Annotated in this window: 27 protein-coding genes and 1 tRNA gene; 15 read left to right on the forward strand and 13 right to left on the reverse strand. The window is 38.9% G+C overall.

What is annotated here, in order from left to right; all coding sequences use genetic code 11:
* Positions 1-252: 252 nt before the first annotated feature.
* The 3 genes from C7B62_RS05090 (at position 253) to C7B62_RS05100 (ending at position 2543) form a co-directional block, all read left to right on the forward strand.
* Positions 253-1341 (forward strand): AI-2E family transporter, encoded by a 1089-nt coding sequence (locus tag C7B62_RS05090; protein ID WP_106233541.1) that lies wholly within the window; start codon positions 253-255, stop codon positions 1339-1341.
* A 3-nt stretch (positions 1342-1344) separates the two neighbouring features.
* Positions 1345-1830: a pantetheine-phosphate adenylyltransferase gene (gene coaD, locus C7B62_RS05095; RefSeq protein WP_106233542.1), complete on the forward strand. Its 486-nt coding sequence runs from the start codon at positions 1345-1347 to the stop codon at positions 1828-1830.
* A 125-nt stretch (positions 1831-1955) separates the two neighbouring features.
* Complete coding sequence (locus tag C7B62_RS05100; RefSeq protein ID WP_106233543.1) at positions 1956-2543, forward strand: hypothetical protein; 588 nt, start codon at positions 1956-1958, stop codon at positions 2541-2543.
* A gap of 142 nt (positions 2544-2685) precedes the next feature.
* On the opposite strand, the gene C7B62_RS05105 is transcribed toward C7B62_RS05100, so the two are convergent.
* Positions 2686-3267 (reverse strand): thioredoxin family protein, encoded by a 582-nt coding sequence (locus C7B62_RS05105; protein ID WP_106233544.1) that lies wholly within the window; start codon positions 3265-3267, stop codon positions 2686-2688.
* Between the two features lie 172 nt (positions 3268-3439).
* Between C7B62_RS05105 and C7B62_RS05110 the strand changes: the two genes are divergently transcribed.
* Positions 3440-4738 (forward strand): hypothetical protein, encoded by a 1299-nt coding sequence (locus tag C7B62_RS05110; RefSeq protein WP_106233545.1) that lies wholly within the window; start codon positions 3440-3442, stop codon positions 4736-4738.
* 60 nt (positions 4739-4798) lie between these two features.
* Entirely contained in the window at positions 4799-5395 is a 597-nt protein-coding gene (gene leuD, locus C7B62_RS05115) for a 3-isopropylmalate dehydratase small subunit (RefSeq protein ID WP_106233546.1), read from the forward strand.
* Positions 5396-5409: 14 nt separating this feature from the next.
* Here leuD and yidD read toward each other — a convergent pair whose 3' ends face one another.
* The 4 genes from yidD to C7B62_RS05135 form a co-directional block, all read right to left on the reverse strand.
* The gene (gene yidD / locus C7B62_RS05120; RefSeq protein WP_106233547.1) at positions 5410-5643 is read right to left on the reverse strand and encodes a membrane protein insertion efficiency factor YidD; all 234 of its coding nucleotides are present in this window, start codon (positions 5641-5643) and stop codon (positions 5410-5412) included.
* Between the two features lie 52 nt (positions 5644-5695).
* Positions 5696-8293 (reverse strand): polysaccharide biosynthesis tyrosine autokinase, encoded by a 2598-nt coding sequence (locus C7B62_RS05125; protein ID WP_106233548.1) that lies wholly within the window; start codon positions 8291-8293, stop codon positions 5696-5698.
* Positions 8294-8448: 155 nt separating this feature from the next.
* Entirely contained in the window at positions 8449-9579 is a 1131-nt protein-coding gene (locus tag C7B62_RS05130) for a DegT/DnrJ/EryC1/StrS aminotransferase family protein (RefSeq protein ID WP_106233549.1), read from the reverse strand.
* Positions 9580-9637: 58 nt separating this feature from the next.
* Positions 9638-10759: a glycosyltransferase family 4 protein gene (locus C7B62_RS05135; protein WP_106233550.1), complete on the reverse strand. Its 1122-nt coding sequence runs from the start codon at positions 10757-10759 to the stop codon at positions 9638-9640.
* 182 nt (positions 10760-10941) lie between these two features.
* Here C7B62_RS05135 and C7B62_RS05140 point away from each other — a divergent pair, with 182 nt between their 5' ends.
* Positions 10942-11919 carry an ABC transporter ATP-binding protein gene (locus C7B62_RS05140; protein ID WP_106233551.1) on the forward strand — a complete coding sequence of 326 codons (978 nt, stop codon included), beginning with the start codon at positions 10942-10944 and terminating at the stop codon, positions 11917-11919.
* Between the two features lie 101 nt (positions 11920-12020).
* Here the strand turns inward: C7B62_RS05140 and C7B62_RS05145 are convergent, their stop codons facing one another.
* A complete protein-coding gene (locus C7B62_RS05145; protein ID WP_106233593.1) occupies positions 12021-12383 on the reverse strand; it encodes a DUF1815 family protein in 363 nt (120 codons plus the stop codon).
* Between the two features lie 123 nt (positions 12384-12506).
* Positions 12507-13310, reverse strand: coding sequence for a hypothetical protein (locus C7B62_RS05150; RefSeq protein WP_106233552.1), 804 nt, complete (start codon positions 13308-13310; stop codon positions 12507-12509).
* Positions 13311-13543: 233 nt separating this feature from the next.
* Here C7B62_RS05150 and C7B62_RS05155 point away from each other — a divergent pair, with 233 nt between their 5' ends.
* Positions 13544-14305: an ATP-binding cassette domain-containing protein gene (locus C7B62_RS05155; RefSeq protein ID WP_106233553.1), complete on the forward strand. Its 762-nt coding sequence runs from the start codon at positions 13544-13546 to the stop codon at positions 14303-14305.
* 14 nt (positions 14306-14319) lie between these two features.
* Here C7B62_RS05155 and C7B62_RS05160 read toward each other — a convergent pair whose 3' ends face one another.
* On the reverse strand, positions 14320-15099 hold the full coding sequence (locus C7B62_RS05160; RefSeq protein WP_106233554.1) for a response regulator transcription factor: 780 nt from the start codon (positions 15097-15099) through the stop codon (positions 14320-14322).
* 338 nt (positions 15100-15437) lie between these two features.
* Between C7B62_RS05160 and C7B62_RS05165 the strand changes: the two genes are divergently transcribed.
* The gene (locus C7B62_RS05165) at positions 15438-15698 is read left to right on the forward strand and encodes a DUF6761 family protein (protein ID WP_106233594.1); all 261 of its coding nucleotides are present in this window, start codon (positions 15438-15440) and stop codon (positions 15696-15698) included.
* A gap of 160 nt (positions 15699-15858) precedes the next feature.
* On the opposite strand, the gene grxD is transcribed toward C7B62_RS05165, so the two are convergent.
* From grxD to C7B62_RS05180, 3 genes are all read right to left on the reverse strand, one after another.
* A complete protein-coding gene (gene grxD, locus C7B62_RS05170) occupies positions 15859-16182 on the reverse strand; it encodes a Grx4 family monothiol glutaredoxin (RefSeq protein WP_106233555.1) in 324 nt (107 codons plus the stop codon).
* 113 nt (positions 16183-16295) lie between these two features.
* Positions 16296-16547, reverse strand: a complete 252-nt coding sequence (locus C7B62_RS05175) for a BolA family protein (RefSeq protein ID WP_106233556.1) — start codon at positions 16545-16547, stop codon at positions 16296-16298.
* A 156-nt stretch (positions 16548-16703) separates the two neighbouring features.
* Positions 16704-17351, reverse strand: coding sequence for a lipopolysaccharide assembly protein LapB (locus tag C7B62_RS05180; protein WP_106233557.1), 648 nt, complete (start codon positions 17349-17351; stop codon positions 16704-16706).
* A 213-nt stretch (positions 17352-17564) separates the two neighbouring features.
* Here C7B62_RS05180 and C7B62_RS05185 point away from each other — a divergent pair, with 213 nt between their 5' ends.
* The 3 genes from C7B62_RS05185 (at position 17565) to C7B62_RS05195 (ending at position 20003) form a co-directional block, all read left to right on the forward strand.
* Positions 17565-18950, forward strand: coding sequence for a phosphatidylserine/phosphatidylglycerophosphate/cardiolipin synthase family protein (locus C7B62_RS05185; RefSeq protein ID WP_106233558.1), 1386 nt, complete (start codon positions 17565-17567; stop codon positions 18948-18950).
* A 137-nt stretch (positions 18951-19087) separates the two neighbouring features.
* On the forward strand, positions 19088-19378 hold the full coding sequence (locus tag C7B62_RS05190; protein ID WP_106233559.1) for an Asr1405/Asl0597 family protein: 291 nt from the start codon (positions 19088-19090) through the stop codon (positions 19376-19378).
* Positions 19379-19430: 52 nt separating this feature from the next.
* Positions 19431-20003 (forward strand): ferredoxin, encoded by a 573-nt coding sequence (locus C7B62_RS05195; protein ID WP_106233560.1) that lies wholly within the window; start codon positions 19431-19433, stop codon positions 20001-20003.
* Between the two features lie 148 nt (positions 20004-20151).
* Here the strand turns inward: C7B62_RS05195 and C7B62_RS05200 are convergent.
* Positions 20152-20231: transfer RNA gene (locus tag C7B62_RS05200), tRNA-Leu, on the reverse strand.
* Positions 20232-20316: 85 nt separating this feature from the next.
* Positions 20317-20619 (reverse strand): hypothetical protein, encoded by a 303-nt coding sequence (locus C7B62_RS05205; protein ID WP_106233561.1) that lies wholly within the window; start codon positions 20617-20619, stop codon positions 20317-20319.
* Between the two features lie 163 nt (positions 20620-20782).
* Between C7B62_RS05205 and C7B62_RS05210 the strand changes: the two genes are divergently transcribed.
* The 4 genes from C7B62_RS05210 (at position 20783) to C7B62_RS05225 (ending at position 24820) form a co-directional block, all read left to right on the forward strand.
* Positions 20783-21529, forward strand: coding sequence for an ABC transporter ATP-binding protein (locus C7B62_RS05210; RefSeq protein ID WP_106233562.1), 747 nt, complete (start codon positions 20783-20785; stop codon positions 21527-21529).
* A gap of 189 nt (positions 21530-21718) precedes the next feature.
* Positions 21719-23416, forward strand: coding sequence for an AarF/ABC1/UbiB kinase family protein (locus C7B62_RS05215; RefSeq protein ID WP_106233563.1), 1698 nt, complete (start codon positions 21719-21721; stop codon positions 23414-23416).
* Between the two features lie 43 nt (positions 23417-23459).
* Entirely contained in the window at positions 23460-23831 is a 372-nt protein-coding gene (locus C7B62_RS05220; protein ID WP_106233564.1) for a hypothetical protein, read from the forward strand.
* A gap of 41 nt (positions 23832-23872) precedes the next feature.
* Positions 23873-24820 (forward strand): lysylphosphatidylglycerol synthase transmembrane domain-containing protein, encoded by a 948-nt coding sequence (locus tag C7B62_RS05225; protein WP_106233565.1) that lies wholly within the window; start codon positions 23873-23875, stop codon positions 24818-24820.
* Positions 24821-25063 lie beyond the last annotated feature (243 nt).

The raw sequence follows: 25063 nt of genomic DNA on the forward strand, positions 1-25063 counted from the left end.
CCCTGGTCAATGGGAAATACGCAAGATTCCTAACGAGCTACAGTCTGTTCTAATTATGTTGAAACTCCTCCTCAGACCACTGGCGTTTTTAAATTCTAAAAAGGTTAAGCAGATGAAACTAGACTACTAAGCCCAGATGGCATTATTAAAACTTAGAGATTAACTACAGGTTGTTCTAACTTACGCGGGAGGTCAATTGCGATCTTTATAAGATAAATTGGTATATTTAATCCTGCTGTCTATACCAAAAACATGATCGAAAGAATCTCTAAGTTACCAAAATGGCTTACTATCGGGCTAGTTGTTCCATTGCTGGTATTAAATGGCTGGCTAATCATATTAGCATTTGAATATTTTGAATCTTTGATTACCATATTCATCACTGCCACTTTGCTGTCATTTATCTTAGATTATCCCGTTCGCTTTATTGAACAGAGGAATATCCCCAGAGCGATCGCTATTTTGATGGTTCTTTTAATTGGAATCTTGCTGCTGGCGATTATTGGCGTTACGGTAATTCCGATCCTACTCAATCAGCTTAATGGTCTTCTAGAACGTTTACCAAGCTATGTTGCCTCTGGGAGTGAACAAGCAAAAGTCTTTGAAGCTTGGGCAGATGAACGAAATTTACCTGTCAGTATTAGCAGTTTAGTTGCTGATTCCCTGAGTCGAGTTACCTATCAACTACAACAGTTAAGTGGTCAGATTTTAGGTAGCTTTTTTTCAGTAGTAGGCAGCATTTTAGATTTGCTGTTAACTATTGTGCTAACTTTTTATATGCTCCTTCATGGGAATGAACTATGGGAAGATGTGTTCCAGTTTTTCCCTAACAACTCCAGACAAAACATTCGTGATGCTCTCAAACGAACTTTTAACAACTACTTTGTCGGTCAACTGACAGTAGCGTCTGTGATGGGTGTTTCGATTACCATTGCCTTCTTAATTATTCAAATACCCTTTGCCCTATTGTTTGGATTAGTAGTTGGTTTAATGGCGTTATTTCCCTTTGGTGCAGCTTTGAGCATTAGCTTAGTGAGCTTTTTAATGGCGCTTAAAAGCATTTGGTTAGGTCTAAAAGTTTTAGCAGTTTCCTTCGTAATTGAGCAAATAGTAGAAAGCGTTATTGCCCCTCGTCTGTTGGGTGAATTTACTGGTTTAAATCCTGTTTTAGTCTTGGTATCGCTTCTGGTTGGCGCACAGTTAGGAGGGTTTCTAGGCTTAATTTTGGCTGTACCGATCGCTAGTTTTATTAAGGTACTATTTATGTTGTTTGAATTAACACCTGAATACGATGAAATACCAGTTGAAGAGGTGAAATTAATTAACCCTAAAATAGTATGAGCAATGATTGCAATTTATCCTGGTAGCTTCGATCCAATTACTTTAGGACATATTGATATTGTAGAAAGAGGAGCCATGCTTTTTGAAAAAGTTATTGTCGCCGTTCTTTCTAATCCTAGTAAACAGCCTTTATTTACAGTAGAAAAAAGAATTGAACAAATTACGCAATGTACTAAGCATATTCATAATGTAGAAGTAGATAGTTTTGTCGGTTTGACTGTCGATTATGCCAAATTACATGATGCTGGAGTATTGCTCAGAGGCTTGAGAGTTCTATCTGATTTTGAAAAAGAATTACAGATGGCTCACACTAACAAAACTCTTAATCAAGAAATCGAAACCGTCTTCTTAGCTACTACTAAAGAATATAGTTTTTTAAGTAGCAGTATTGTCAAAGAAATCGCTCAATTTGGAGGTGCAATTGACCATTTAGTTTCTCAAAACATTGTTGAAGATATGCAGCAAAAATACCTTGATAATTCAGATTGAGGGCATTAATGCTTAATTTAAGCTACTAAAATAAATGATATTTAAAAAGTGGTAAATAGGTTGGCAATTAAGTCTAATTTGAGTTAAAAATAAAGGCAAATAATCAAATATATTTGTTCATATTAATGTTGCCAACTAATTATATTCAGTCCTCTATTCCTGTCGATATACCAGAAACCAGTGATAATCAGCCGCTGGGTTTTAATATAGAAATTGAGTTGGATGCGTTAGAAGAACTAATTGTAAATAGTACCCATGTTCCCCTGACTGAATTTATCGTGATAGATCGGGTTGTTGTTCTCCATCAATTGAATCAAATTAAAGAACATTTGCCTGTAGATTTAGCTACTGCCATTGCCATTGCTAGCCGAAAACAGCAAATCATTTCCGAGGCAGAAAATTACGCTGCTGCATTAGTAAAGTCGGCACAAGAAAAAGTCAGCCAAATTTTGCATGATTCAAGCATATTGCGCCAAGCAGAGTTAGATGGGGCAAAGATAAGGCTGAAAACAGAACAAGAATGTGAGCATCTCAAGCAGACAACCCTCAATGAGGTGAGAGAGTTGCACCAAAATGCGATCGCCGAATCTCAAGCTATCCAACAAGGTGCTGATGACTACGCAGATTATGTTCTGGAGGATATTGAACAAAAGATACAGCAAATATTGCTGATTATTCAAAATGGTCGTCAACAGTTAGATGGTGTAAATTAACCGCAAAATATTATCTTAGATAATAATAGCGAGCATGCAGCCACGAGCTTACTTGTGGTTCGAAATTAAAAGAACAATATTATTCTTTACTCACTCTCTGACTTAGTGCGATCGCGAAGCATGGAGGTCGTCCAATCGCAAATCAGCCAAAATAATCTGGTTCATTACCAGGTTTCCATTTAATATTGCAGCCGATACTGGGCTTTTGCTCAAAGTCAATTGCTCGATCTTGCAACACAGCATCGATCGCCTGACGCAGATCCTGCCCTGTTACGGGAATACCATTACTAGGACGACTATCATCTAATTGACCACGATAGACAAGCTTATTTGCAGAATCAAACAAAAAGAAATCTGGCGTGCAGGCTGCGGTATAGGATTTACTTACTTCTTGGCTTTCGTCATAGCAGACAGGAAAATTAAAGCTCAACTCCTGCGCCATCTGCTTAAGCTTTTGGGGAGAATCGTCTGGATAGTTTGCCACATCATTAGCGCTGATTGCTACTATACCCAAAGAGCGATCGCGATAATCATGACCGATTTTGGCTAATTCCGCTTGAACGTGTTTAACAAAAGGACAGTGCTGGCAAAGAAACATCAATAGTAATGCTTTACTACCAGAAAACGTAGCTAAAGAAATAGTTTCCCCAGATACCACATCAGGTAGTTGAAACTCAGGGGCAGCAGTGCCTAAAGCCAGCATAGTCGAAGCAGTTTTTACCATCAGAGTAACCTTCCTTGTCAAACCTCATCAAAATTATCTTAAAACAAAAGCAAGAGTAAATGATTGTTAGTCAAGCGATCGCAATCTGATTATTTTAAATATCTTTACCTGAGAGAAAAGATTTAAAACGATAAAATAAATATAGTAGGCAAGTATTACTCTGTGGTAAATAATGACTCCTGACCCTAAGATTGTTAAGTCGATTGAAAAGCTCGATTACCGCGTTACTGTAGGTGACGTGGCGGCGCAAGCAGGGTTAGAGCTAAATTTTGCCCAGCAAGGGTTATTAGCCCTAGCTAGCGAAGCTGGAGGGCATTTACAGGTAGCAGAATCAGGAGACGTAGTTTATTTATTTCCCCAAAACTTTCGCTCTATTCTACGTAATAAATACTGGCAGTTACGCTGGCAACAAACCTGGCAGAAGATTTGGCGAGTTTTGTTTTATATCATTCGGATTTCTTTTGGAATTATTTTAATTGCCTCTATTTTGCTAATGCTAGTAGCAATCATTGCCATTGTGATTGCCATGAACTCCACGAACGATGAAAGAGAGGGGGATAATCAAGGCTTTGGTGGGGGTTACGGAGGCGGATTTTTTCTACCTCGCTTTTGGATTGGCGATATCTTTTGGTGGTTCGATCCTGGTTATAATCGCCGTCGTCTTCAGCGCCGAAGACAAACTAGCAATTATCAAATGAACTTTTTGGAATCCGTCTTTTCCTTCTTATTTGGGGATGGTAATCCTAATGCCGATTTAGAAGAAGATCGCTGGCAGAGGATTGGTTCCGTAATTCGTAGCAGTAAAGGTGCTGTAATTGCCGAACAAATTGCGCCTTATGTTGATGAAATAGATCGAGACGAAGACTACATGATTCCTGTGCTGAGTCGCTTTAACGGTTATCCTCAAGTTTCACCCCAAGGAGAGATTATTTACTACTTTCCTGAACTCCAGGTAATGGCTAGTCGGCGACAAGAATCTCCCTCTACAACCAGCTATTTACAAGAAAAGCTCTGGCGTTTTAGTCAAGCTAATGGGAGTCAAATTACTCTAGCGGCTGGTTTAGGCGCATTGAATATTATTCTGGCATTTGTTCTAGAAACTTTATTACAAGATGGCGCGATCGCAGCACAATTAGGGGGAATAGTAGCTTTGGCCAACTCAATTTCCTGGTTTTTACTCGGCTACGGTATTCTCTATTTAGTAATCCCTTTAGTACGCTATTTTTGGATTCAAGGACGCAATCCTCAGATAATTAAGCGTAATCAAGCTCGTGAGCAAAGAGCGATCGCCCTCAATCAACCCGATCAGTCTCTACATCAGAAATTAACCTACGCCAGTCAGTTTGCGCAGCAAAAAGTAATCGGCGATCGTGATATTACCTACACTACACAAGACGATCTCTTAGATCAAAACATTAAAAATGCCGATCAGATCGACCAAGATTGGCAACGAAGAATCAATGACCAATGAGTAGATGGCTAAAAAGACTCAATTAATACTTACAATACTGACAAATACACTTACAAAAGAATGAGTAAAATTAAAGAAATATCAGGAAAAGCGATCGCTGTTGAAGGAAATGACATTGATACAGATCGGATTATTCCTGCTCGTTTCCTTCGTTGCGTTACTTTTGAAGGCTTAGGAGAACACGCATTTGAGGACGATCGTATCCAAAGTAATGGTAATCATCCTTTTGATCGACCTCAACATCAAGGAGCAAGCATTCTCCTAGTCAACAATAACTTTGGCTGTGGTTCATCTCGTGAACATGCACCTCAAGCTCTATCTAAATGGGGTATTAAGGCAATTGTAGGGCAAAGCTTTGCCGAGATTTTTTTGGGTAACTGTGTGGCGATTGGTGTTCCCTGTCTAATCGCTGCTCCTGAAGATATACAGCAGCTACAGACATCAATCAAAAAACACCCTGAAGCTAATGTGATAGTTGATTTAGAAAATATGTCTGTTAAAAGCGACGGTTTGTCTATTCTTGTAAGAATGAATGAAGGTTCAAAACAGATGTTCTTACAAGGCACTTGGGACAACTGCGGACAGTTGGTTAGTAATGCCGAGAAAATAAAAACAACAGCGACCAAGTTACCTTACCTAAATTGGCAGAATGCTTAGAATTTTGCTTTTAATCAGCGATCTGTATTTTTGTCATCACAAGGTACAGGGTCGTAACCACCTGGATGAAAAGGATGGCAACGTAGAATACGCTGAATTGCCAGCCAACTACCCTTAATTGTGCCATGGGTGGCGATCGCTTCGAGCGCATATTGAGAGCAAGTAGGCTGAAATCGGCAAGAAGGAGGAAATAAAGGAGAAATGAACTGACGATAAGCAGCAATTACACCTAGCAAGATAGTTTTCACTTTTTATTTCTGATATTCAATTAAATTTCCCACACCTCAATTTTAATTAATCTTAAATTATAGAGATAGGATTTTTTCGGCTTTCTAGCACTTCCTGGTATTGATGAAGTATTTCACGGCGTTTTTCCAAATTGCGCCTTTGACCGATTAAAGTTTTATCTAGCATGTTTTTCCTTTCCCGTTCTTGATTCAACTGGTTTTCAAGCTGCAATAGTTCATTTTCACTGGCAATACTAGCCTGGCGCTGAAGCTTCCCAACTTTTTGTCGTTGTATGGATAATTCATCCTCTTGCTCTTTAACTAATCTGGTTAAATCAGATAGATCTTGCTGTAGATGGAAGACCATTTCTTCTAACTTATTTAAAGGAGCTTGCTTTAATTCAGTATCATCTAGATCAATAGCTAAAGGAACTTTCTTAGATTCTTTAGCCAAAATAGAAATTGTCTCCCATAGTTCCCCTTGATCGGAATTCCCTAGCAATTTGCTTAACGGCTGAAAACTTCTTGGCTCTTGCATAGGTGCTAGAGACGAGGAACGTTCAAATTGAGAAGCAACCCCATTGAACACAATCCCTAGCATATTAAGACCAGACTGATTGAGGATTTCTTTGGTAGATGTAGCTTGAGCGCGATCTACAGAACCTGGCTTAACCACTAGCAAAACACCGTCAACTATACGACCCATAATTGGTGCATCAGCAGTCAAGTCTAAAGCAGGTGTATCAATAATTACGTAATCGTATGATTCAGACCAGTAATCGATTAGCATTCTCATTCTTGAAGAATCAAGCAGAGTAGCTGAAGAAAAGATCATTGTTCCCGAAGTAATTAAGTCAAGATTTGGCAGTACTTCCTCAATAACCATTCTTGGATCTAACTGCTCGGCAACAACATTACTCAAACCACAATCATTGTGTGCATCCCAAATGAGGTGCTGCATTGGATGATGTAGATCAGCATCTACCAGCAAAACTTTATTACCTACCTGAGCCATAGATGCAGCCAGATTAGCAGCCACTGTTGACTTGCCTTCTCCCGCTGTAGAGCTAGTAATTACAATACTGTTGATCGCAGATCCTGAGTTTAAAAACTTAATGTTGGACTGTAACATTCGATAGGATTCACCTAAAGGTAGTGAAGGATAATCACGAACCACTATTTTAGGAATTGAAGAGTTTTGTTTAGATCCTGGCAAACTTAGTACTTTGGTTTTGTCTGTCCCAGGAATAGTACCCAACCAAGCGTAACCGTACAGTTGTTTAGCTTCGTCAATGGTTTTAATCGATTTATCGCTAATTTCTAGAAGATAAATGATTCCTGCTGCTGCTAAAAAAGCTAATGAACCAGAAGCTAGATAGCCGACTGCACGAGAAGAAACTGGTTGAATAGGTACAATAGCATTAGAGATTACCCTAACATTACCAGGATCTTGGCTTTCAGCAATTCTAACTGTTTGAAGCTGCTGCCATAAAACTTTGTAGGTGGACTCAGAAGAATCTAGCTCTCGATTTAATTGTCGTAGTTTTTGTTCCAGCTCAGGTACTCGTTTAATTCTATTGCGACGATCTTGTTCAATCTGTGTCAAACTAGCAATCTGTTTTTTTAGACCAAAGTTACTGGCTTCGAGATTAATCAATTCAGTAGTAAGCTGCTGCTGAATTTCTCCCGTTTTAATCTTGTCTATAATACCTTTAGCAGCTTCGCCACCAATGGATACAGTCTGTGTTCCCAATAATTTTTTAAAGGAACTTATCTGCTCTTTGAGCTCAATTACATTAGGACTATTGGGGGTAAAACGAGCTTGAGCAATTGCTAATTCTGATTCTGCGCTTTGTAGCTTTGCTATTGTTTCTCTTACTGCCGGTGATTGACTAACAGTAGTTAATACCACCGCTTGCTCGGCTGTCAAACCCAATTTATTTCTAATATAGTCAGCTCGAGAATCAGCACTGGCCATTTCTCCCTCAGCTTTCGATATTTCTGCCTGAAGTTCGCGCAGTCCCTCAATCAATGCCCTCGTATCTTCATCTGGAGCAACAAATTCGTTAGATTCCTTGAGTTGACGTATTTCTGTTTCCGTCTTTTTTAAAGAATCTTGTACTTTGGGCAACTGTCCCTCAAGAAAGTCTTTGGCAGAGACTGCTTCGGCTTTGTTAACGACTAAATTGTTTTCCAGATAATTTTTAATTAGAGTATTAACTACTTTAGCTGCCTCTTCTGGATTTTCACTCGTATAGCTAACCTCCAAAATATCGGTTGAGAGGATCGAATTGACGCTTAAGTTCTTTAAAAAATTATCAACGCTTAATTTCTCGCCATCACTATTTTTTAACTGCAATCCTGGGTCGTCGATAGTTTTTTTGATTAGTGGAACGGAACGTAACACCTCTGCTTCCGTATTCAGCGGATTTCCCTGAGCAACAATTGGCGTTAATTCACCGATCGCCTTACTAACTTCAGTTAAAGATGAGGTAACGGTATTTCCCTTAAACTTTAATTTTGCATCTGCTTTGTAAACACTTTGTTTAAGAGTTGTGGCAACAATTCCCAAAGTAAGTACTGTCAGGAAAACTATCGAACCAGGCAGCCAACGTCTCTTAATAATTTGCCAATATTGATCAGTTCCTAAAGAGGCTGGTGAAGAGTTCATAATCAATTGTTATATTTATTGACGTTATTAAAAATTATTGAAAATTAATTTAAGAATTTTAAGAGAAAATACATACATAAATCTACTTAAGCTATAATAGCCCAAATTTTAAACTTAAATCATAAAGTTTAGTTGACTATACAGCTCAAATAGAGTTATTTGTTATATAGCTCTCTAATTTTAGTTGTTACTCGCTCTAGCTCTTCATTGGTAAGATTAGAACCAGAGGGTAAACATAAACCTTTTTGAAACAAATCCTCGGCTACTCCATTATTGACACATTCACAACTAGCAAATACTGGCTGTAAATGCATTGGTTTCCAAACGGGTCTAGTTTCAATTTGTTGCTCCAAGAGCTTAAGACGAACTTGTTCGCGATCTATACCCCCAATATTAGGATCAAAAGTCAAGCAACTCAACCAGCGAGTACATGTGCCAAAATCTGCCTCTGGCATAAACTCGATTCCTGGTAAATCACCCAACATCTTTTGATAGAAAGCAAAATTACGACGACGAGCAGTGACTCTCTCTTTTAATACCATTAGCTGTCCTCGACCAATTCCTGCCAAGATATTGCTCAGTCGATAGTTAAAGCCAATCTGAGTATGTTCGTAATGAGGTTGAGGATCTCTAGCTTGGGTAGCTAAAAACTTGGCCTGGCTAATTAATTTGTCATCACCAGAAACTAACATCCCACCACCAGAGGTAGTAATAATTTTATTCCCGTTGAAAGAAAAGATGCCTGCACGACCCCAAGTACCAGGAGAAGTATTTTTATAAGTTGCCCCTAAAGCTTCAGCAGCATCTTCAATTAAAGGAATACCGTAGCGATCGCATATCTGCATAATCGGCTCGATATCAGCGCTTTGACCATAAAGATGAACCAGCACGACAGCTTTAGGTAGTTTGCCGATTCGATCTTTTTGAGCCAAACTGTCTGCTAGTAAGCTTGGATCCATATTCCAAGAAGTGCGATCGCTATCAATAAAGACAGGCGTTGCCCCTAAATAAGTAATTGGACTAACACTGGCAATAAAAGTGAAGGTAGAACAAAAAACCTCATCTCCTGGCTTCACTCCTACAAGCTTCAAAGCTAAATGTAAAGCAGCCGTACCTGATGATAAGGCTGCCGCGTGTTTTGCTCCTACTATCTGAGAAAACTCCTGCTCAAAAGCGTCAATATGTGGGCCGACAGGAGCAACCCAATTAGTCTCAAAAGCTTCTTGGACAAACTTTAGTTCTTGCTCACCAATATGAGGTGTTGATAAAAGAATTGGCTGTTTCACTAATTTACTAATTTATATTTATAAAAAAAATGGCTAAATTTATTGATTGATTTTATAGTTAAGATTTTTGCGCGATTGGACGATCTCCACGCTCCGCAATCGCTGCTTGATAAGTTGATAAGGTTTTCTTATACATATGCCCAAACGTTAGTTGTGACTCATATTTTTCTCGCCCCATGATCCCCATGCTAATTCGGGCTTGCTTATTATCAATTAGATAACTGAGCTTTTGGCGTAAAGTCTGAGCATCTCCGCGAGGAACTAGATAACCCGTTTGTCCATCCAGCACAATTTCACTAACCCCCCCAACATCTGATGCCACGACTGGTAAACCTGCTCGCATGGCTTCAATAATGGTGCATGGCAAACCTTCCCAGTTAGAAACCAAGGCATAAATTTGGACCTCTGCTAAAATTTCAGCTATATCCTCACGAAAGCCGAGAAACGATACCTGATTGTTCATTCCTAGCTGGGCTACTTTTTCTTTAGTCTTGTCTAAGCTGGGTCCATCCCCAATCAACATAAGTTTCGCGGGGAGATCTTGAAAAGCTTCAATTAACATTGCCTGATCTTTTTGGCGGTCAAAACGCGCTACCATGGCTACCTTAATTGGTTCTTCTTGAGCTGGATTTGCATGGAGGTCTATTGCTATATCTTTCATCCCGTTGTGAATAGTCAATAGTTTTGCTGAATTTATCCCAGCTTTTAAACCAATTTGGCGGTCATATTCGGAGACACAGATAATCTGGTCTGCTAGAGATGCTGTCAGCTTTTCCAGCCAGCGATAAATAGTCCGATGGGGTTCGGGAATCCCTGTGGTAAAAGACCAACCATGAGCTGTAAACACACAGGGTACTTTGGTTATTTGGCTGGCTAAACGACCTAAGATTCCTGTTTTACTCGAATGAGCTGCAATCAAATCTGGCTTAAATTGATTGATTATATATAAAATGTATCTTAAACTTTTGCCATCTAGGATGGGATTAACTGCTCTTTTCAAAGAGTCACAAGCGATGGATTCAATACCTGCTTGCTGCAAATCTTCGTTGTAAACACCTGATTCTCCTGTTAAAACCAAAACCTTATAATCATCTTCTTGTAAAGCTACCGCCAAATCTTTGACATGCACCTGAGCGCCACCGATAGCGTCTGCTCTAGTGATGATAAAAAGAACATTCATGTATTTGATAAAATTGAGATTTAAAATTTGAGTTTGATAAATTATATTTACGATAAATGAATTTACTGGTTCATATTGTATTTTTTTGATAAAGTAGTTGGGGCAAAAAATGACGAGTTTAATAAATAATTACTAAAAGGGAATGATATAAGAAAATATACTTTCATAGGCAAACGTTATTTATGCATTCTGCTGATTTGTCGCTTCCCCTTTACTCTAGTGATTCCTCGCCAGTGGTGCAGACCTGGAACTTAAGTAAAACCTATCGTACTGGCTTTTGGATGAACCAAAAAATCGAGTCTTTAAAGAGTTGTTCTTTAAATATTTATCGAGGCGAAACTTTTGGTTTATTAGGTCCTAATGGAGCAGGTAAAACTACTTTGCTCAAAACTTTACTAGGTATTACCCGTCCCACTACAGGAAAAGCCGTTATTTTTGGTCAACCAATTGGCGATCGCCAGGTGAAACAAAAGATTGGTTATTTGCCAGAAAATGCCTATCTCTATGATTTTTTGACTGCTTGGGAGTTTTTGGAGTTTATTGCTGGACTATTTCAAATACCTAAAAGTAAACAACGCCAGCGGATCACCGAACTACTGGATTTAGTCGGTTTAGCTCAATCTACTGCTCGTAATAAGAAGCTAAAGCAATATTCTAAAGGAATGCTCCAGCGAGTGGGGATGGCGCAGTCACTGATTAACGATCCTGAAATTGTTTTTCTGGATGAGCCAATGTCTGGGCTTGACCCAATGGGACGTTATCGGATGAAGGAAATTGTCTTGTCTCTTAAGCAACAGGGTAAAACAATTTTTTTTAATTCCCATATCTTATCTGATATTGAGCAAATTTGCGATCGCATTGCTTTTCTGGCTTTGGGAGAATTAATTTGCCAGGGTTCACTGGATGAGCTGTTGGGAGAGGGCAATGCTTATCGAGCAACAGTTGTAGGAGCAACTTTAGAAACTTTAACCCCCTGGATGACCAACCTAACTCAAGAAAATCACTATTGGCATGGTCAACTCAAAGTAGAGCCTAATCACTTTGTGACCCAACTAAATGATACTGATGCTCGATTAGTCAGTATTCAATTAGCCAGACCTTCTCTAGAAGAATTTTTTATGCAGCAATTGCGCGATCGCGGGATTGAATTTAGCCGATAACAATATTTAAAAATTAATCAGATAAAACACCCAGGCTATAGATAGAATTAGCCTGGGTATTCTTAATTGCCATGTCGCTGATTGGATCACAGAAGTTTCTGCTAAATGGATCGTAAAACTGAATCAAAATCAGATTTTGAAGTGGCAGATACCGTTGGGTGAGATTGATATTTAATTAAATCTGCCAAATCCTGTAACTGATTGATTGCTTCTGCACCTTCCAATTTCATTAATTCGCGATCATCTCTCATTTCAGTCCAGGTAATGCCATAATCTGAGACTAAAAAACGAATTAAATGACCATCTCCTAAGCTAACCATAAACGAACCACTGTTCATTTCTCCGCCACAGGTATAGCAGGATGCTAAATAACCTTTATTTTCTAAAACGATCGCTAATGCCTGAAGAGTCATGACTAAATCTTGGACAAATTGGCGATGTTGTTGTGCAAGTCTTGTGAACACTTTAGTTCCTCCAAACACCTTAAAATTTTATTGTAAACGTTCAAGTACTTTTTTAAGTTTTTCTTAAGATTTGTCATCAAAGCATCATAATATCTATAGTTCAGATTCTCTAGACTAGTCTAACTAATTTAGAAGAGAACTTTGTGTGTCATTTGATTCAATTAGCTGAGGTTTTAAAACAAAATTACACAAACAAACAGTAGTTCCATCTTTTAAACAGGCTTTAAGATTTAATTCAGTTTCGCTTTTGATTCCCGTGACGGCTAGAGAAAACTCAAAACCGCTTTGTCCAGCTAGAGGAATATCAGGATACTGTTGTGCGATTACGGGACGACGCAGGTCAACTGTCGTCTCTAGTATAGTTTCGCTTAGATATAGAACTTTTACGGTTTGAGCCTGAGCTTTTTTTCCCAATACCCAGCCACGCACAAAAATTGCTCCTGTCGTCAGGATAGTTTCAACAGTGGGACTAATAATCCCAAAACCCCATAAAGTTTCAAAATCTTGTTTTGGCAAGGTCTTGTTAATCTTAATCACTTGAACTGGAGTTCTGATTAAATTTAGCCAAGTATTTTGATCTACTGCCTGCGCCAAAGTTTGCTGAGTTTTTTGATATTGAGCCTGTACACTGCTCAACTGTTTTTGTTGTTCAAACAGCTCTTTTTTGTACTGCTGCAATTCATCTGTCATTTTTTGCAGTTTAAGCTGAGTTTCTCCCAGTTCGATTTGAAAACCCTGGTTAATTTGTAACTGTGCTTTAGTTTGAGCGAGTTGTTTGTGAGATTGTTGTAAATCCTGATTTAGTTTCTCAATCGTTGACTGCATTTTTGTCAATTTAGCATTTGTTTGCTGCAAAGACTGCTCGTCGGGCTTATCTTTTTCAGGATCTTCGTCGGAAAACCAATTGGCAAGTTTTGTCAGCTTCAAAATATTACTCCTCTGGCAATGGTGCTTAAGTTACAGAATATGTGCGCGATCGCAACTTAATCTTCCTTGCTGTTATACACTCCAACCAGAGAGGTTGCAAGCTTGGCAAGGAACTGAATTACAGAGTAAAACAATCTCAAGGAGGATTACCTCGTTAAATTTTAACTTAAGATTTAACTTAAGATTTAAACTATGCTGGACATAATATACTCTCCGTTTATTTGAATCATGATATGAGGGACAATCGCCACTTAACTTATGTTTTACGCTTAGAGCAAGTTACGCTTCAGGCTAACATAGGTACTGGGTTGCTGTTACAGGATCTTTCATTTGCGGTTCAACCTGGAGAAATTATTAGCATCGTTGGAGCATCAGGATCAGGCAAAACTTCTTTACTAAGACTATTAAACGGTTTGGCTTCTCCTACCCAAGGAAAAATTTATTTTGCAGAAATACCAGTTGAGGAATACACCCCAGTAGAATTGCGCCGTCGGCTAGTTTTAGCACCTCAAGAACCAAAATTATTAGGAATGAAAGTGATCGATGCTTTGAGCTATCCCTTACAGTTACAGCAATTATCAAAGTCTCAAATCCGCGCTCAAGTTGAAACCTGGCTCGATTTGCTGCATATTCCCGCCGAATGGCTGGTAAAAACCGAATTACAATTATCTCAAGGGCAAAAACAGCTAGTAGCGATCGCCCGATCCTTAATGATGAAGCCTCAAGTAATTCTCTTAGATGAGCCTACATCAGCTTTGGATGTCGGAACAGCAACCCATCTATTGAAGGTGTTAGCCAAGCTAAATCAAGACCAAGATCTCACCATTATGATGGTTAACCATCAATTAGAATTAATTCAAGATTTTGGCGATCGGCTTTTACTGCTTAATCAGGGAAACTTGTTAGAAGATCTGCCTGCAACCAGAATTAACTGTCAAAAAGTAAGCCAAAAAATTTTTCAGCTATGCTCAGAAGAAGCGCAGGAGTGGCATTGAGATTAAACAGAATTTTAAACACGGCGGGATACTGGACTCAAATGAGATTGCTGAGCTTGACGACCTAATGCTAAATTAGCGGGTGCTAAAAAATCATTATCTACTTTAATCAATTCAGGATTAAAACGATAACCAATATTACGTACCGTTTGGATAATATTAGGCTGTCTTGGATTCAGCTCAATTTTTTTACGTAAAGATAGAACATGAGTATCTACTGTACGGGGATTGTCGATCGCCTCTGGCCAAGCTCTCTGCAACAACTCTGAGCGACTTAAAGGGTTACCCTCCGCCTGAGCCAAAACATACAAAAGGCTAAACTCTTGCGGGGTCAATTCAATAAAGTTACCTTTTAACTGCACCCTTCGCTGAGCTAGGTCAATCTTAAGCTCTTTACACTCCATTGACAGGGGAACTACACCACCAGAGCGCCTTCTCCGTACTAAAGCCTCAACTCGCGCCAAAAACTCCTGCATCCCAAACGGCTTGGTTAAATAATCATCAGCACCAGCTTTCAAACCTTTAACCACATCTTGTTCTCCACTGCGAGCCGAGAGCAGCAAAATCAAAGAATCTTGCTGTTGATACAGCCAATGAGACAATTCCAATCCATCCCCATCGGGTAAATCTGAATCGAGAATTACTAATGTTGGTTGATGTCGATGAAAAGCATCCCGACCTTGTTGCAGAGTAGCAGATTGGCTAACTGTATAATCTGCTTGTTGCAGATGCCAACCCAGTAACGAGCGTAAGTGAGGATTACTTTCAACTATCAAAATATGCCCTAAAACCACTTTTGCCTCATTTAAGCTTAGGAAAATTCTTATAAAGATAAGGCTAACAGAGGCTTTGACGAGATTTTGTAGCGAAGGTTACGGTGCTGCAATACTAATGGATTTGTTGGGAAGTTTTCCAGAAATTTTTAAGTGCCTGTTAACATAGACCAGTAAGGGAAGTGTAACCAAGCTAATGATTAAAACTACTAATAGATTTGGCTTAACTCTATAGACTGATTTTTTTAAAAAATGTGATTGTTAAAACCCAACACGGTAAAATATAAAAAGACAATAAAACTTAACAACAGTTCGATTTCGGCTGATATTCTGGGCAGGATAGCCTAATTAGATTTATGATTCTCCAAGATCCACAAACGATTAGACACTATCAAAAAATTACTGACGGCATGGTCGATCTGTGGCGTAGACGCTATAGCTTTGAGGAGATCAGGCTATATTTAGATGGATATATCTCCTGTCTGCGCAACAGCAATTTTGTAGAACAATATCTTATTCATCGTTTGGAAGAACAGGCTCTCAGTTTTTTGCGCGACCCTTCAAATTTTGAGTTAGCAAACCCTCAAACTCAAATGGAAGTTGACACTGACTATTATTAGTGGCTTTGCTGACTGAATGTATATCACAAGAGTAAGATGTAAAACTGTCTTGAGCTTTAAAAACATCTTAATATTAGGGTTTTTATATCCCTGAAGAAAAAAAGACGACTAGGTTTAGTCGCCTGGGCTTAATTTTAGGTTTTAGGTTCAATCAAATTACTTAAGAAGCTAATGCAACTTCTACCATTTGTTGTAGTTCCCCATTTTGATAAAGTTCGATCGCAATGTCTGAACCCCCAACAAATTCTCCGTTGATGTATATTTGAGGAATTGTCGGCCAGTTTGAATATTCCTTAATTCCCTGTCTAATTTCAGGCTCGGCTAGAATATCTACGGTTTCATAAGGAACGCCAAGACTGTTGAGGATCTGCACCACATTGTTAGAAAAACCACACTGGGGCATTAGTTTTGATCCCTTCATGAAGACCATAATTTTGTTTTGATTGAGCAACTGTTCTATTTTTGTCTTTACTTCGGGTGTCATAAGCTTTAATTATCTATTTGTTAATTGTTTACGCTAACCAAGATTTATCGAAATCGATTTTAATTCTGTTAAATTGCAAAATACTACATCATTAATCTTTATAAAAAAATGCGCTACACGGTTTGCCCATTTGCTTGCCAAGCTTCAGGAGTGTAGGTTTTGAGCGATAAAGCATGGATTGTTTCTGATGCTAGTTCTGATTGCAATGCTCCATATACAATTTGATGTTGTTTAACTCTGGTTTTACCGACAAAATCTGGAGAAATAATAATGGCTTCAAAATGCTGTCCATCGCCAACAACTTTGACTTCGGCATTGCTCAGCCGCTCTTGAATCATGGTTTGTACTTGTTCTGGACTAATCATAATTGTGTGGTTGGTTTGATGGCATTGATAAACATGAAATTATGACGCTTGCGAAGAGTAATTATAATTGAGAGTAACTATTTTACATTTATTCTAAGCAAAAAGACCTAAGTGTGGCTAAAGTTCTCGACAGGTTAAACAGATTATGTGACAGATTTAAGGAGTTGGAGCTGCGGGTGCAACTTCGGAAGATGGAGCTTGACCTTCAGCAGGTGGCTGGGGGTTTGGACTTGGGGGTATTTCAGCTGGGGGAGGTGTTGCTGTTCCTGGTTTGGGCGGAGTATAGGGAGTATCGACAAAACCAATTTCTAGCAATTGTTCATAAGCCTTTTTACCCAATCCGATTCCAGGAGTTTGAGAAGTAATGATTTGAATCAAGAGGGGAATAGAAAGCTCTGACTTATTTTGTGAGCGATGGACTAAAGCTAATTGATAGGTCGCTTTATCTCTTTCCAGGCTAGTGTCTAAAGCTTTTTTTCGGTTAGCTTCAGCAGCAGCATTATCTAATCCTGTAAAACTATTAAATAACTGTAGGTAGAAATTAGACAGCTGATTATAAACCTGTCGTGCATTTTGTAACTTTTCGACGGCTAGGTCATATTGTTGAGCCTCAATAGCCCGATCTGCCTCCATCATTAGCTTTTTGCCTCCCTCAATACTTAAGATGCTGACTGACTGACTCTGCGCCTCAGTTTTTGAAGTATCCTCCGTTGACTGCGCCTGTAGCTTGCCAGGTAATCCGAACAGCAGGAGGATAAATAATAAATAATGCGTACTATGGCGGACAATATTCTGCTTGGACATATTAGTTTTGATATTAAATTATCTCTTTGATGTCTTTCTAATACAGGAAACTACAAGTTAGATTTGAATTAGACTTCAGGTATCTTATCACCCCAGCAGCTTACTGTCAGGACTATAAATTTAGATGATTTTGCCAATCAAAGAGTAGTTGATCTAGGTTAGTTGCTTTATGCTGGAGCAGTTTATTTAATGCCAGTGCGCTGATAATTATTTATGTATCGCCTAAGTAGGCTAGTTTATTGTTGTTTGTTGCTGGCAGCTTGTTCAAAAGATACTGACAAAATTGATAGCTTGCCTCAAGATAAATTTATTCAAGCTTACTTTAATCATCGAGAAACCCAGACGCAAACCTATATCGATCCTTATCGTAAAATTGAGCGAACAGGAGATAATTTAGAAGCAATAATTCTTAAGGAAATTGCCACTGCTCAATCTTCAATTGATCTGGCTATTTATGAGTTAAATTTACCTTTAGTTGCCCAAGCTTTGGCAAAAAAGCAGCTTGAAGGAGTTAAGGTGAGAGTAGTTTTAGATAATGATTACAGTCATTCTTTAACTGAGCTTAGTTCTGCTCAAATCAGTAACTTAAATCAGCGCGATCGCCAAAAATACGAACAACTTTTCCAATTAATCGATCTCGATCGAGATCGTCAATTGAGTTCCACCGAAATTGCTCAACGAGATGCTTTGACTATTATTAAGCAAGCAGGAATTGAAGTAATTGATGACACTGCTGATGGCTCAAAGGGAAGCGGTTTGATGCATCATAAGTTTATGGTAATCGATCATAAAAGAGTCATTGCTGGTTCGAGTAACTATACCCTGAGTGACATCCACGGAGACTTTGATCATCCAGACACAACAGGCAATGTTAATCATCTGTTACGGATTAATAACGCCCAAGTAGCTAATTTGTTTAGTGAAGAATTTAACTATATGTGGGGCGATTCTGAACTAGGAATTGAGCATAAATTTAGTTTAGCTAAACCTTGGCGATCGCCTCAATCTTTTAGCTGGGAAAATACTCAGATTACCATTCAGTTTTCTCCCACTTCTCGACAGCAAGACTGGAATTTAACCACTAATGGTTTAATTGCCCAAACTATTGACAGCGCTACTAAATCAGTTGATCTAGCTTTATTTGTTTTTAGTGAACAAGAATTGGCTGATATCCTGCAACATAAACACGATCAAGGGGTTGAAATCAAAGGAATATTCGATCCTGGTTTTGCCTATCGTTATTACAGCGAAATGTTAGATATGTTGGGGGTTAGTTTATATTCACGCTGTCAACCTGAAGCAAATAATCATCCTTGGCTTAATCAGGTGGATACCGTTGGGATAGCGCAGATCGCTGTTGGGGACAAACTTCATCATAAAGTTGCAGTTATAGATGATGCTACAGTAATTTCTGGATCGCAAAATTGGTCAGAAGCAGCTAATTATCAAAACGATGAGGCTGTAATTATTATTAGCAATCCCACAGTAGCCCAGCATTTTGTTCAAGAATTTCAACGACTTTACAGTTCTGGATTATTAGGACTATCAGCAAAGCTCAACAACAAGCTTGAGCAACAGCAGCAAAAATGTGGGAGTTAACCACAACACTAAAGATGTTTAAAATTTATTGATATTTATTATCAATTAACAGATATAATCTTTTTTAGCCCAGCTATTGATTAATATTTTCAATAAGCTAATTAATTCAATATTAAAATCTAGAAAGATTTAAGCAGATGAGCGATCGCAATTCAGACAAACCCAGTTATATAGCAAGTAAGCAGACAAAAAAAGCAATTGCCGTAAAGTGGGCATATCGTTGGGAGATATTTAGGCGCTTACAGGCTTTAGATATAGATTGTCAATGTGCAACTAATGAACCTCTGCTGGTAAACTTAAATAGCCCTACGACTTTGGCACAGGTGTGGAGCGTTATCAGACAATCAACTGCTCAACGTCATCAGCTAGTTGATTGGCTGAACGATTGCTGGGACATAAGGGACATAAACTATGATCGTGACTTATAAAAAGTGATTGAAAGATTTTTCCACTAGATTACTAATTAGTAAAAATAGCAGTATGAGTGCAAGCTTCAACTTTAACGGCAAGCTGAGTAAAATTGCCTACCAAAAAAAGCGGATCAAATATCTCAAGCTCAAAACAGAGCAGGGCAAATATTGGGTCAAAATTCCCAAGCAGTTGAGCAAACAACTGGCTGGTTTATCTCCTGGATGTCAATTGGAAGTTGAGGGAAAAGTAAAACAACCTCCAAAAACGGGCAAAGCTCAGTACAAAGTCAAAAGGTTAGCAGTTATTGCTTCAGACAAATCAGCTACATCGCCCATCAAGAGCAAAACGGTATCTTTGCTTCCCGTGTTTGATAGCAAAATCAAGTCCAAGGCAAAAGTGCTAATTTGTCAAAAATCTAATTGCTGGAAAAAAGGTGGTCAACAAGTTTGTGCTGAAATAGAATCTATTTTAAGCGATCGCGGTTTGACGAAAGAGATTCCAATTCAGAAAACAGGCTGTCTTAAACAGTGCAAAAAAGCTCCAGCCTTAATTATGATGCCCGATAAAACCTGTTACAACAAAGTTAAACCGCAACAGGTAGCAAAGATGGTAGAGAAACACCTGATTACTAATCAACTTTAGTTGCATTATCTCAATTCACTAGCGATCGCTTTACTTAAAACAACGCAACACAAAAGCTTTGGCGATGGCAATAGCAATAGTAGATAAGCTAGTTCCTAAACAAAGACTGATTGAACTTTAGGGTCTTGATGAATGGGAGAGTATTAAGTGGGCGAAGAGAGACTCGAACTCTCACGATTTCTCGCCACATTTTGAGTGTGGTGCGTCTACCGATTCCGCCACTCGCCCCTAATATCCGCGTGACAGAAATAAGTATAGCATGTAATGTTATGACTTCGTTTACGAAGTTTTTGGGTCAAAAATTGGCAGCAGTTTACTGAGGTAGCTTAATTTGTTCACAGCCTAAATATGTTGCACAGTCAGGAATAATCGTATTTAAATAATAATCGGCATCAAATATTACTTTGTCATCTACTGTTTTGCCGAGCGCGTGGCGATAATGTTCTGACAAAAATTCTTCTTGAATAAAATTGTTGCCAGCTTCTACTACAACCGTTCCAGGTTGATCTGATTCAGTCACCAATAAGGCAAAAGCATTTGACTTTAAATCTAGCTTTAGTTCCATGTGGGTGAGTTGTTCATTTTCAAGATAGGGAACAATATGCAGAGTACTCATGATTAATTTTTGATTATTCAGCAGTTATTTATCATTGTGTCTTAATCCGAGCCTTTTTATCCCAATTTATTTTGAGTAAATCATTTCTTCGACAACAAGCAGTTTAAAATTGTCACAATATGAATAGAATCTGGTTGCTCAATCTCAGACAATCCTCAACACTATGAATTTATCCGCTCAAATTCCTCAATCAAAACCGACAATTATTCGTTTAGAAGAGATAGAAAAAGTATACGGTAGTGGTAATACAGCCGTTCATGCTCTAGATAAAGTTAATCTGATCATCCACCAAGGGGAATATTGTTCGATTATGGGTGCATCAGGTTCAGGTAAATCTACTGTTATGAACATTATTGGTTGTTTAGACCGACCAACTGGTGGTAGATATTATCTGGATAATGTTAGTGTGGCTGGATTGGCAGATGAACAGCTAGCTGAAATTCGTAATCGCAAAATTGGCTTTGTATTTCAACAGTTTCATTTATTACCACAAGTTAGCGCCCTAGAGAACGTGATGCTACCCATGGTTTATGCGGGAATACCAGCTCAAGAAAGACGCGATCGCGCTACAGAAGCTCTAACTAGAGTTGGTTTGGCAAATCGAATTAATAATCGTCCCAATCAACTATCAGGAGGACAACAGCAACGAGTCGCGATCGCCAGAGCAATTGTGAATAAACCTCTGCTGTTATTAGCAGATGAGCCGACAGGAGCTTTAGATTCTCACACCACTAAAGAAGTATTAGATATTTTTGGCGAGTTACATAATAGCGGAATCACCGTAGTCATGGTCACTCATGAACCAGAAGTGGCTAAATTAACTGACAGAATTATTTGGTTCAAAGATGGTCAGATTGTTCATGCTCATCTTACTCCTCAAGAAATGCTGACGGTGGCGATCCCAAGGTAGGCTGTACCCAATCGTTTTTAAAGGAAATTACTAATACATAAGTTAAGCAAAATGTAGTTTTGTATACTAATATAATCATTAGCTACCAAAAAATTAGTGGGTAGTTATGAGCAACCTGATTAAGTTAGTAAACCTACAGTTAAAAGCGAAACGGATTTATCTGCACGCTTCGGCGTTCAGCAAGCAACAATGAATTATTCTCAGCTAGAACCTGGTCAATCCCTACGTTACGATGCAGAAGCAATCGCGTCTTATTATCGTTTTCGACCCTGGCAGGTGATCTGGAGGGCGATCGCTGTTGTCTGGCTCTTTGGCAATTTTGCCCTACACCTTTATTGGGATAAAATAACCAATCGAGAATTAATCAATCAGCCAAAAAGAGCTAGAGAAATACGCAAGATCATTACGACTTTAGGGCCTGCGTATATTAAAGTGGGACAGGCGCTATCTACCAGACCAGACTTGATTCGCAAAGATTTTTTAGATGAGTTGACTAAGCTACAAGATCAGCTACCACCTTTCCCTAATCAGATTGCCTTCGATATTATCGAATTGAGTTTACAACGATCTATTGCCGAAGTCTATCGCGAATTCTCTGCTGATCCCGTGGCTGCTGCCAGTTTGGGGCAAGTATATCAGGCGGTTTTGCATAGCGGAGAAACTGTTGCAGTCAAAGTTCAGCGTCCCAATCTTCGCCCTCAATTGAGTCTTGACCTTTACTTGATGAGGCTTTTGGCGGGTTGGCTGGGGCCTTGGCTACCCCTCAATCTAGGACATGATCTAAGCTTAATCGTGGATGAATTTGGCTTAAAGCTATTTGAAGAGATTGATTATCTGAATGAGGCGCACAATGCTGAACAGTTTGCTGCTAATTTTGCTGGCGATCCAGAGGTAAAAGTGCCTGTGATCTACCATCAATACTGCAATAACTTTGTGCTAACCCTCGAATGGATTGACGGCATTAAGCTCACCGATCTGGAGAAGTTAGAGGCAGCAGGATTAGATGCGGATAATTTGGTTAGAATTGGCGTAACTGCTGGTTTACGTCAGCTTTTAGAATATGGCTTTTTCCATGCTGACCCTCACCCTGGTAATCTGTTTGCTACCCTGGATGGGCGGATGGCTTATATTGACTTTGGCATGATGGATCAGCTGTCTGAGTCGATGAAAGAGACGATCGCCAGCGCGGTAGTGCAGTTAATTAATCGTGATTATGAAGGATTAGCACGAGATTTTGTTAACCTAGGTTTTTTAACTCCTGACACGGATATTCGACCGATTATTCCTGCTTTGGAAACTGTCCTTGGCAATGCCATCGGCGAAAGCGTCGGCAACTTTAACTTTAAAACTATTACCGATGAATTTTCGGCATTAATGTATGACTATCCCTTCCGTCTTCCTGCCAAGTTTGCCCTAATTATTCGCTCTCTAGTCACTCAAGAAGGATTGGCATTGAGTCTTAACCCCGATTTTAGAATTGTCGAGGTATCTTATCCTTACGTGTCCCAAAGATTGCTAACGGGAGAATCTCCTCAACTGAGAAGGCGCTTATTAGATGTGCTGATTAAAGATGGCAAATTCCAATGGGAAAGATTGGAAAACATGATTGAAATTGCTAGCTCTGACGATAGCTTTGATATCCTGCCTACAGCTCGTTTAGGCTTACAGTATCTGCTTTCAGAAGAAGGAAGATATTTGCGTCAACAGTTGCTGATCGCTTTAACAGAAGGCGATCGCCTTCATACTGACGAAGTACAAAGACTGTGGAGTCTGATTCAAGATGATATCAAGCCCCAGAAAATATTAGACTTTGCCTTTAATACGTTTCGCCAAATTTCTGCTGAAAGTGTAGCAGCACTTATTCCCTCTGCTACCGCTTCAAGGTAGAGTAATAAAGCATTTCTCTTGAGATTAAAGCCGATAACTTTAGATGTATTATTTACCCCAACCACCGTTTTTTATTGCCATCATCGGCGTATTTATCGCCATCACATCTGGTACAGCGTTTCAAAATCTGTTAGAACAGAAGCTGAAACAATCATATCAGGATAGTAAACAATCAACTTCTTTTAAAATAGACTCTTTGCAAGATCCAGCGATCGCCGTCACATTTTGGGGCATCTGTCTAGGAGTTTGGGTTTTTCTTGGGGGTGGCTTATTAGTTCTTGGTTTTGGGTTTATTCCTGCCTCTGGAGTTGCTCTGCTGTTAACTTTGTTTACTGGCGGGTTGGTTTGGGGTCAGATCAACGATGTTTTACGACAACTCAAGGAAGGCGGGTCAAAAGCCTTGGAACTTGAATAAGGAAAGAGAGTATCCTTATTGGTAATCATTTAAAGCTGCTTGTGAATTTTAAACGATTTGTTTCCATTGCAATTAGCGTTGCGATCCTGCTTTATATTTATACCCAGATTGATTTTGTCAATTTGCTTAAAGTATTCCAAAATTGCGATCGCTTGATTTTAATAGTTAGTTTGACCATGGTAATTCCGATTACCTTAGTTACCTCCTGGCGGCTACAGCAATTAGTACCTCATCACAGTCTGGGTTTTTTAGAAGCCAATCGCCTCATTTTAGGTGCAAGTGTCCTCAATATGGTTCTACCTTCTAAGATGGGGGATATCGCCAAGTCATATTTTATGTCTGAAAGGTCAAAGATTAGCGGTAGTCTAGCTCTATCCATCTCTATCTTTGAAAAAGCCTGCGATCTGCTTTCACTCTTATTATGGTGTGTCTTTGGGTTATTACTTTATCCTGCCAAGGATAATTTATTTTGGATTATGACCACAGTGGTTGGACTTGGCTTAATTATGGGTTTACTGATGTTAGGGTCGCAATCTTTTGCTGATTATTTTTTTGCGATCGCCATTAAATTTGCTCCCCAAAAATTTAAGTTAAAACTGCAAAAAATGCAGGCTGCTTGGCAAGAAATGCATTGTTATTTTTGGTCTAATCAACAGCAATTATTAGTGATCAGCAGTACATCATTGTTTATTTGGTTTTTACATCTGCTGCAAATTTGGCTGTTTATTGTGGCTTTAAAAGCGATCGCGCCTTTTTTGGTTAGTTTAGCTTTGTCCCCTTTATCGATCTTAGCAGGATTACTACCGCTAACTTTTGCGGGAATTGGTACGCGGGATGCGGCTATTATTTATTTTTATCAAAATTACTTTGATGAGGCTACTGGCGCAGCTTTAGGCTTACTCTGTACCTCTCGCTATTTTATCCCAGCGCTGATTGGCTTACCTTTTTTAGGACAAATGCTCGGTGCAGCTAAAAAGATTGAGGGTTAAACACGAGCTAGTCAATATATTTAGCTAACGGCTAACAGCGAACGCGAAAATATATTGATTATTTGCCTTGAGAAGATACTGACAACTTTACTTTAATAGCTATATTACTATTACTAAATGTTTATTCTTGTAATTACTAATATTTGTTGTTGGTTGGCAAATTTTAAGACTAGTTTGAACAATCTTTTTTATTAATTCCATCGATAGATAAGTAAAAACTTGTTTTTTAGACGATTCAATTAT

The sequence above is a fragment of the Pleurocapsa sp. CCALA 161 genome, assembly GCF_003003995.1.
Taxonomy (GTDB): Bacteria; Cyanobacteriota; Cyanobacteriia; order Cyanobacteriales; family Xenococcaceae; genus Waterburya.

What these genes read in the sequence shown, in the direction of transcription:
- C7B62_RS05090 (WP_106233541.1), top strand. Translation starts at nt 253, where the DNA reads ATGATCGAAAGAATCTCTAAGTTACCAAAATGGCTTACTATCGGGCTA.
- coaD (WP_106233542.1), top strand. Translation starts at nt 1,345, where the DNA reads ATGATTGCAATTTATCCTGGTAGCTTCGATCCAATTACTTTAGGACAT.
- C7B62_RS05100 (WP_106233543.1), top strand. Translation starts at nt 1,956, where the DNA reads ATGTTGCCAACTAATTATATTCAGTCCTCTATTCCTGTCGATATACCA.
- C7B62_RS05105 (WP_106233544.1), bottom strand. Translation starts at nt 3,267, where the DNA reads ATGGTAAAAACTGCTTCGACTATGCTGGCTTTAGGCACTGCTGCCCCT.
- C7B62_RS05110 (WP_106233545.1), top strand. Translation starts at nt 3,440, where the DNA reads ATGACTCCTGACCCTAAGATTGTTAAGTCGATTGAAAAGCTCGATTAC.
- leuD (WP_106233546.1), top strand. Translation starts at nt 4,799, where the DNA reads ATGAGTAAAATTAAAGAAATATCAGGAAAAGCGATCGCTGTTGAAGGA.
- C7B62_RS05125 (WP_106233548.1), bottom strand. Translation starts at nt 8,293, where the DNA reads ATGAACTCTTCACCAGCCTCTTTAGGAACTGATCAATATTGGCAAATT.
- C7B62_RS05135 (WP_106233550.1), bottom strand. Translation starts at nt 10,759, where the DNA reads ATGAATGTTCTTTTTATCATCACTAGAGCAGACGCTATCGGTGGCGCT.
- C7B62_RS05140 (WP_106233551.1), top strand. Translation starts at nt 10,942, where the DNA reads ATGCATTCTGCTGATTTGTCGCTTCCCCTTTACTCTAGTGATTCCTCG.
- C7B62_RS05155 (WP_106233553.1), top strand. Translation starts at nt 13,544, where the DNA reads ATGAGGGACAATCGCCACTTAACTTATGTTTTACGCTTAGAGCAAGTT.
- grxD (WP_106233555.1), bottom strand. Translation starts at nt 16,182, where the DNA reads ATGACACCCGAAGTAAAGACAAAAATAGAACAGTTGCTCAATCAAAAC.
- C7B62_RS05175 (WP_106233556.1), bottom strand. Translation starts at nt 16,547, where the DNA reads ATGATTAGTCCAGAACAAGTACAAACCATGATTCAAGAGCGGCTGAGC.
- C7B62_RS05180 (WP_106233557.1), bottom strand. Translation starts at nt 17,351, where the DNA reads ATGTCCAAGCAGAATATTGTCCGCCATAGTACGCATTATTTATTATTT.
- C7B62_RS05185 (WP_106233558.1), top strand. Translation starts at nt 17,565, where the DNA reads ATGTATCGCCTAAGTAGGCTAGTTTATTGTTGTTTGTTGCTGGCAGCT.
- C7B62_RS05190 (WP_106233559.1), top strand. Translation starts at nt 19,088, where the DNA reads ATGAGCGATCGCAATTCAGACAAACCCAGTTATATAGCAAGTAAGCAG.
- C7B62_RS05195 (WP_106233560.1), top strand. Translation starts at nt 19,431, where the DNA reads ATGAGTGCAAGCTTCAACTTTAACGGCAAGCTGAGTAAAATTGCCTAC.
- C7B62_RS05205 (WP_106233561.1), bottom strand. Translation starts at nt 20,619, where the DNA reads ATGAGTACTCTGCATATTGTTCCCTATCTTGAAAATGAACAACTCACC.
- C7B62_RS05210 (WP_106233562.1), top strand. Translation starts at nt 20,783, where the DNA reads ATGAATTTATCCGCTCAAATTCCTCAATCAAAACCGACAATTATTCGT.
- C7B62_RS05215 (WP_106233563.1), top strand. Translation starts at nt 21,719, where the DNA reads ATGAATTATTCTCAGCTAGAACCTGGTCAATCCCTACGTTACGATGCA.
- C7B62_RS05220 (WP_106233564.1), top strand. Translation starts at nt 23,460, where the DNA reads ATGTATTATTTACCCCAACCACCGTTTTTTATTGCCATCATCGGCGTA.